Here is a 7,101-nt window from a genome sequence, read left to right on the forward strand (position 1 = left end):
CCAGATGCCGCGTCTCGAACTCAGCGGAGCCTCAGCAATCGTGACCGGCGGCGCGTCGGGCATCGGCGAGGCCAGCGCTCGCCAGCTCGCCGACGCCGGTGCCCACGTGGTCATCGCCGACTTGCAGGACGACCTCGGCGCCGAGGTGGCCTCATCGGTCGGCGGCCTGTTCGTGCGCTGCGACGTCACCAGCATCGACGACGCCGGTGCCGCTGTGGATGCCGCATCGGAGATGGGCCCGCTGCGTGCGCTGGTCAACTCGGCCGGCCTAGGCAGGGCCGGGCGCACCATCGATCGCAACAACGTGCCGATGGATTTGGAGCAGTTTCGATTCGTGATCAATGTGAACCTGATCGGCTCGTTCAACATGCTCGCCCAGGCGGCATCGGCCATGGCCAAGACCGAGCCGGTCGACAGCGACGGCTCACGCGGCGCGGTGGTCAACATGGCGTCGGTCGCGGCCTTCGACGGCCAGATCGGCCAGGCCGCCTACTCTGCTTCCAAGGGCGGCGTGGTGGGCATGACCCTGCCGATCGCCCGCGACCTGTCCGCCACCGGCATTCGCGTCAACACGATCGCGCCGGGCCTCATCGACACGCCGATCTACGGCGAGGGCGAGCAGTCTGAGCAGTTCAAGGCGCATCTGGGCCAGAGCGTGCTGTTTCCCAAGCGTCTGGGCTACGGCGAGGAGCTCGCCTTCATGGTCATGGAGTGCATCACCAACCCGTACATGAACGGCGAAGTGATCCGCGTCGACGGCGGCATCCGGCTGCCTCCCCGCTGAGCTGCACTGTCACGCCAGGAAGTCGGCGATGGCGTCGTTGAACGCCTCGGCCTGCTCCTGGTTGGCGAGGTGGCCGGCGCCGGCCCACCAGCGTCGGCGCCGTGATGCGCCCCAAGTCGGGGTAGTGATTCGACTCGGCCATGGAGTCGCAGGCCCACTGGTAGCAGGGCATGCGAATCGAAGGCACCATCATCTCGGCCACATGCGCACGCAGCTCGTTGCTGGCATCTGGGCCTACAAGCCGTTGCGCACGGGCAGCGGCGAAGCCTTCGGGCCCCAGATCGACGAAGTCCGTTGCTCGCGCCCGCATAGCCTCCGCTTGCTCGGGCTTGGTACCGGCGCCGGCACTGGAATCGGCCAGGATCAACGCCGAGACCAGCTCGGGATGCCGCAGGACCAGCCTAGTCGCCGTGACGCCGCCCCACGAGACACCCAGCACCGCGGCAGGGCCATCTGACTCGGCGACAATCAGGGCCGCCGCCGCATCAGCCCAACCATCGATTCCCGGCGCTGCGGCGGGGTCTGCCGAATGCCGGTATCCGGGGGCATCCCACGCCACCAGCCGCACGCCCAAGCGTTCGGCGAGCGGGCGCTGGCCCAAGAACGCATCGGCGCATGATCCGATGCCGTGCAGGCACAGCAGCACCGGCGCGCCATGGCGGCCATAGGACCAGGAGAAAACGGAACTCGAGGCGCTCATGGCGCCGACCTCGTGAGCAGCTTCGCCGGACAGCGGGTGCAGTCGGAACTCGAGGCGTTCATGGAACCGGCGCTCAGGATGCAGGGCGCACCCGGGCGAGCGGGGTCGGCACGCCGGCCACCGGCGCACGGGTGCGGAAGATGCACCCGCCGCCGGCCGCGCCGAGGGCATCGGCCGTACTGCCGCCGGTCACGATGTACAGGTCGCGCATGTCGGCGCCGCCGAAGCAGACGCTGGTGACAAATTGGTCGGGCACCGGCACGGCGAGATCGGGCTCGCCGTCTGGCGTGTAGCGCTGCACCCGGCCGCCTTCGGCCAGCGCAACCCACACGCCGCCGTCGACATCCACCGCGAGTCCGTCGGGCACCTTGCGCTCGGCCACGAACTCGCGTCGATTCGATACGACATCGCCGTCGACGTCAGACACCCAGACCCGGCCTGGAATGCTGTCGGAGTGATAGAGCCGGGTGCCATCGGGTGAGAAGCCGATGCCGTTGGTGAGCTGGACGTCGCCATACACCTCGTCGGTCGAGCCGTCCAGGTTGATGCGGTACAGCTCGCCCGCCTCGTCGGGGGATGACTCGTCGAACGGGTTGCGCCGCAATGAGCCGACGTAGACGCGTCCCAGCGCGTCAGTGTGCATGTCGTTGAAACCGGCGACATCGGGAGCGAACAGCACTTCGGAGCCGGCGTCGGTGACGTGCTGGATGTTGCGACCGCTCACCACAACACCGCCGTCGGCGTGCAGCACCATGCCGCCGACGCCCCGACGCTTTGGGACCACGATCTCGATCTCGCCGTCGGGCCTCAGCCGGCGCACGCCGCCGTTGGGCACGTCAGAGAAATAGAAGTTGTCGTGCTCGTCGACTCTGGGACCTTCGATCAGCCCCCATCCGGAACTCAGCAGATCCAACTCGAACCCGTCACTCACTTGGCTCTCCCCCCGCCATCGGTCGGCTACAGCATCACTCGCAGTGTGCGGACACTAACCAACACGCGCGCCCTCCCACCGGGCGGACCCGACCCGTCGACCCGCGGTGAGCGGACATCCAACGAGCGCGACGAGAGCCGGCATTGCGCTGGCGAATCAACGAAGCCCCAGCGTCCTGGCAATCAGGTATCTCGATATTCCGAACTGGCTGTCACACGCCCTCGGTACTGTGCAGCCGTGCGAATCTTGCACACCTCGGATTGGCATCTCGGTCGGAGCTTCCACGGCGAATCGCTGCTCGCAGAGCAACGACAGGTTGTACCGGCGACGCAGATCACCAGGAGTCCCGACGCGCCAGCCATGACAAAGTCACTGATCAAGCAACTGCGCTGATCCGTCGGCATGCCTCCGCTGCCGGCCCGATACGCACAGTCGTGGTGGCACACACCTTCGTCGCCGGCGGCACCGAGACTGACTCCGAACGAGCGCTCAGCCTCGGCAGCATCGACCGCGTCGGCTTGTCTGCGTTCGACGGTTTCGACTACGTGGCTCTCGGCCACCTGCATCGGAGCCAGGATTTTGACAACGGCCGGATCGCCTACTCAGGCAGCCCGCTGCCGTACTCGTTCTCCGAGGAAGGCAGCACCAAGTCGGTGCGCATCGTCGAGATGGACGCCGCCGGCCGCTGCAGCACGGAGGTGGTGCCGCTCGGCGTCGGTCGCCCGCTGCGCACCCTGACAGGCCGTTTCGCTGATCTGCTCGAGAACCCCGAACTCGCCGACACAGAAGCGGCCCGTGTGCGTGTTCGACTCACCGACGACGAACTGCCCCTCCAAGCCATGGCGCGCCTGCAGAAGCGTTTCCCGCACGCAGTTGTGCTCGAACACATGCCCGACGGGCGTCTTGCACCCGGAGGCACGGACATCGCGAATGCCGTGGCGAGCGCTGAGACAGCAAGCGAACTCACCCTGCGATTCTGGAGCGACCAGCACGGCCGTGATGCAACGCAGCCGGAACGAGAGGTGCTGGCAAGCGCTGTTGCCGCTGCGGCTGTCAGTGACGAGCGCCGATGAGACCCCACCGCCTCGCGTTCCGCGCCTTGGGCCCCTACCCCGGTGAAATAGAGATCGACTTCGACAAGCTCGTAACCGATGCGCTCTTTCTGATCTGGGGCCCCACTGGCGGCGGCAAGACATTTCTGCTCGACGCCCTGTGCTTCGCGCTCTACGGCAAGGCCCCGGGAGAACGCCCTCTCCCCTCCGACCAGCGCCCGCATGAGGTGTCACCTTGGGTCGAGCTGGAGTTCGCCGCCCAAGGCGAACGCTGGCGCATACGCCGTATACCGTTGCACGAACGCGCCGTGAAACGCGGCAGCGGAACCACAGTGGAGCAGGCCAGCGCCACTCTCGAACAGCTCGTCGACGGCATGTGGCAGCCGGTCGCGCGGAAGATGAAGGATGAAGTCAACCCAAGAGTCGAGCAACTGCTCGGCCTTACGGCTTCACAGTTCCAGCAGGTCGTCCTGCTCCCCCAAGGACGCTTCGCCGAGGTGCTTCGATCCGGTTCCGAAGAACGGGAGAGACTGTTGCAGACTCTGTTCGACACTTCGGTCTACAAGTCGGCCGTCGGCTGGCTGGACGATCAGGCGAAGCAACGTCGAGCAACATCAACGGACTTCGAACTGCGACTCAGGGGTCTGCGCCTCACGGCCGCCGATCGCTGGCGCGAGGTGCTTCCAAACGAAGACGACCTCGGATCGCCTGCCGCTCACGATCTGACCAACCAGCGGCAGGCCGGGACGGTGTTGTTGGCTGTCGACAGCGACGGACCACCTGACGGGTTAGATGACGGTTCTGCCGACGGGGCAAACACCGGCGAGTCGACCGACACGCCATGGCCCGCCGATCAGGACCAGTTCGACGATCTCGTCGATCGAGCGCAGTCGGCCGCTGCGAGCGCTGGTGATGCTGAAGAAGCTGCTGTGGCAGCGCACAGTTCGGCGAGTGACCATCACGGCGAAACAGTGCAGCTCGCTGAACGGTGGGATCGGCGGGAGAGTCTTCGGCAGGAGCTGAACAGGCTCGTCGACGCCGAGTCCAGCATCAACGCCCAACGGAAGTCCCTTGACCGTGCCGACGCCGCCGAAGTGCTGCGGCAGGTGCTCGATGACGAGAAGAACAGGCGCGATGAATTCACTCAGTGTGCTGAGGAGGTGCGGGAGCACTACGCAGCACTGCGGGAGAAATTGGCCGGAGCGCCGAGCCTCCCTGACGATGTCGCCATCCCGCCCACAGACGACCCAGCGTTGCAGAACCGCCTCACCCAAGTTCGCACGCAGATCGCGCTCCACTTGGACAAGCTCAGCGAATTCGTTGAAGACGCCTGCACGGCAAGCCAACGGGAATCGGATGCCGCTGCTCAACGAGAATCCGCCGAGGACCATCTCGAACGGCAACGGCAGTTGGACAATGCCGCCCATGAGCACGACGCCGAGAAGGACGAAGCTGAAGAGAGACTGAGCGAGGCAACGTCAGCCGCTGATCGAGTATCAGGACTCAGGGACATCGCCGCAGGCGCACATGAACGCGCTGCAGCGGCAGCCGATCTCCAGGCGCTGATCCCAGAATTCAGCTCTGCGACCGAGAACTTGCGCGTCGCCAGAGAGGCAACCATTGAGCGCCGCAACGAAGAACTCGACTTGCGTCATCAATACCTCGACGGCATCGCCGCAGTACTCGCTGGCGAGTTGGCCGATGGTTTGCCGTGCCCCGTCTGCGGATCGACAGAACACCCGACCCCGCCCGAGCCCGCTGAAAACGCCGTAAGCGCGGAGCAGCTCGAAGCAGTCTCGGCTGCCGTCGAGCGCGCAGTCGAAGCCGAGAAGCTCGCAGGCGAGAACCTGCAGAGCATCAGCTCCAGCATGAACACAATGCGCGGACGCGCAGGCGACGTCGCCGATGATCCTGACACTGCGGCTAGCCACGCTGCATCGGCTGCTGCTGAATTGGCAGATGCCGCTGAGTTGGCCGGCGAACGGCCAGCACTGCAGGAGGCGGTTGCGGATCTCCAAGGCAAGGCGGATTCGGCGCGACGACAGTCGGGCGAAGCCGCGACTGCAGCGGCGCTCGCTCTCTCTGCGGCCAAGATGGCAGCGGGTGCAGCCGAGAGTCTGAGATCGAAGATCAGCCAGTCGATCGGTGATGTCGACTTCAACGAAGCCATCGTCGGTCTCGAAGCCGTCAAGTCATGTCTCAGCGACTTGCAAGAGTCCGTTGGACGACATGCGAGCGCCCGAACCGCGCTTGACGCACTGGCCGACACCGTCACAGCGCAGCTTGAAGCGTCTCCCTTTCGCACCTCCGATGAGGCTCGATCCGCACTGCTCTCCAGTGCGGATCGTGACCGGTTGCGAAGTGACGTGGAGAGCCACGACAACGCGAGACGCGTCACCGAACACGACCTCAGTGCAAACGACTTGCAAGACCTTCCGGATGATCGACCCGATACAGACGCCACTCGGGAGGCCGCGGAATCCGCTGGCGAGGTGGCCCGGATCGCCAGAAATCGTCACGCCAGTATTGCGGGTGCCAGCGCCGCGATTCACGGATGGGCTGCCGAGCATCGCGCGATGAACGGCAAGTACGCCGAAGCATTCGAAGATGCTGAACTCTGGACCACCGTCGCCAACCGCTGCGACGGACGACTGTCCCCGAAGGTGTCACTGCAACGCTGGATCCTGTCGGCCTACCTGGAGCAGATATGCGACTTTGCCAATCGCCGACTCAGCACGATGACGAGCGGCAGGTTCCGGCTCGGCGTTTACCGCGATCAAGAACGACACGGTGCCAAGGGAGGGCTGGGCCTGCGCGTTCGCGACGCCTACACAGGCAGAGAGCGCGAGGCCTCCACTCTTTCAGGCGGTGAGACATTCCAGGCGTCGCTGGCGCTGGCGCTGGGCGTCGCCGACGTGGTTGCTGCCCGCACCGGCGGAGTACGCCTTGAGGTTCTCTTCGTTGACGAAGGCTTCGGATCCCTCGACAGCGAAGCGCTGCAACTTGCGATGGACGAATTGGATCGCCTACGCGAAGGCGGCCGTGCCGTCGGCCTCATCAGTCACGTCGCCGAACTGCGTGAGCGCATCCGGACTGGCATTGAGGTCCGCCCGACCGACAGCGGCTCGGAGATCAACGTGGGAGCATTCTCCGAGGTCTAACTTCCGTGTCCGCACAGGCCAATTGGACATTCAGAACCATCGCGGGGACGCGAAGCCCTACCAAGTGCATCAGATTTTGCGTGCTGTCGACCGGATGGAGACCAGCAATGAATGAGCCTCGGTACAAGTTTCGAGCGTCGTGGTCCGACGATGACGGCGCTTGGGTCGGCGCGTGCAACGGATTCCTACTCGTCAGTCACATTGCACCCACGCAGGCGGAGTGCCTTCGCGGCATCCGCGCTCTGGTGGACGACATCGTGCCCGACCTACTCGCCAACGGCGAACCGCTGGCCCAGCCAGTCCCCTGGGATGCGTTCGACGCCATGCAGCTCGACGCCGCAATCGGGTCGGTTGGCTGACTATCCGGCTCGCCTCTCGGCGTGCAACGCCGATGCCCGACGGCGCGAGCTACGGGAACAGGGCGGTTTCTTGGGACAGCGACGGAGGCCCAGCTGATCGCTGGGGCTTGCGTG

The 7,101-nt window shown here is 65.4% G+C and carries 6 protein-coding genes; 4 read left to right on the plus strand and 2 right to left on the minus strand.

From position 1 onward, the window contains the following. Positions 1–4: 4 nt before the first annotated feature. Positions 5–784, plus strand: a complete 780-nt coding sequence (locus tag VI480_RS05240) for an SDR family NAD(P)-dependent oxidoreductase (RefSeq protein ID WP_416246642.1) — start codon at positions 5–7, stop codon at positions 782–784. On the opposite strand, the gene VI480_RS05245 is transcribed toward VI480_RS05240, so the two are convergent. Further along, entirely contained in the window at positions 717–1,484 is a 768-nt protein-coding gene (locus tag VI480_RS05245) for an alpha/beta hydrolase (protein WP_323671769.1), read from the minus strand. The two genes, VI480_RS05240 and VI480_RS05245, sit on opposite strands and share 68 nt — an antisense overlap. 73 nt (positions 1,485–1,557) lie before the next feature. Next, positions 1,558–2,415, minus strand: coding sequence for an SMP-30/gluconolactonase/LRE family protein (locus VI480_RS05250; RefSeq protein WP_323671770.1), 858 nt, complete (start codon positions 2,413–2,415; stop codon positions 1,558–1,560). 437 nt (positions 2,416–2,852) lie between these two features. On the opposite strand from VI480_RS05250, the gene VI480_RS05255 reads away from it, so the two are divergent. The 3 genes from VI480_RS05255 (at position 2,853) to VI480_RS05265 (ending at position 6,987) form a co-directional block, all read left to right on the plus strand. Beyond that, positions 2,853–3,488, plus strand: a complete 636-nt coding sequence (locus VI480_RS05255; protein ID WP_323671771.1) for an exonuclease SbcCD subunit D — start codon at positions 2,853–2,855, stop codon at positions 3,486–3,488. Continuing rightward, complete coding sequence (locus VI480_RS05260; RefSeq protein WP_323671772.1) at positions 3,485–6,628, plus strand: AAA family ATPase; 3,144 nt, start codon at positions 3,485–3,487, stop codon at positions 6,626–6,628. Before VI480_RS05255 ends, VI480_RS05260 begins: the two co-directional genes overlap by 4 nt. Positions 6,629–6,735: 107 nt before the next feature. Further along, positions 6,736–6,987, plus strand: coding sequence for a hypothetical protein (locus tag VI480_RS05265; RefSeq protein ID WP_323671773.1), 252 nt, complete (start codon positions 6,736–6,738; stop codon positions 6,985–6,987). Positions 6,988–7,101 lie beyond the last annotated feature (114 nt).

Source organism: Candidatus Poriferisodalis multihospitum (assembly GCF_028283155.1).
Taxonomy (GTDB): Bacteria; Actinomycetota; Acidimicrobiia; order Acidimicrobiales; family Poriferisodalaceae; genus Poriferisodalis; species Poriferisodalis multihospitum.

What these genes read in the sequence shown, in the direction of transcription:
- VI480_RS05240 (WP_416246642.1), top strand. Translation starts at nt 5, where the DNA reads ATGCCGCGTCTCGAACTCAGCGGAGCCTCAGCAATCGTGACCGGCGGC.
- VI480_RS05260 (WP_323671772.1), top strand. Translation starts at nt 3,485, where the DNA reads ATGAGACCCCACCGCCTCGCGTTCCGCGCCTTGGGCCCCTACCCCGGT.
- VI480_RS05265 (WP_323671773.1), top strand. Translation starts at nt 6,736, where the DNA reads ATGAATGAGCCTCGGTACAAGTTTCGAGCGTCGTGGTCCGACGATGAC.
- VI480_RS05245 (WP_323671769.1), bottom strand. Translation starts at nt 1,484, where the DNA reads ATGAGCGCCTCGAGTTCCGTTTTCTCCTGGTCCTATGGCCGCCATGGC.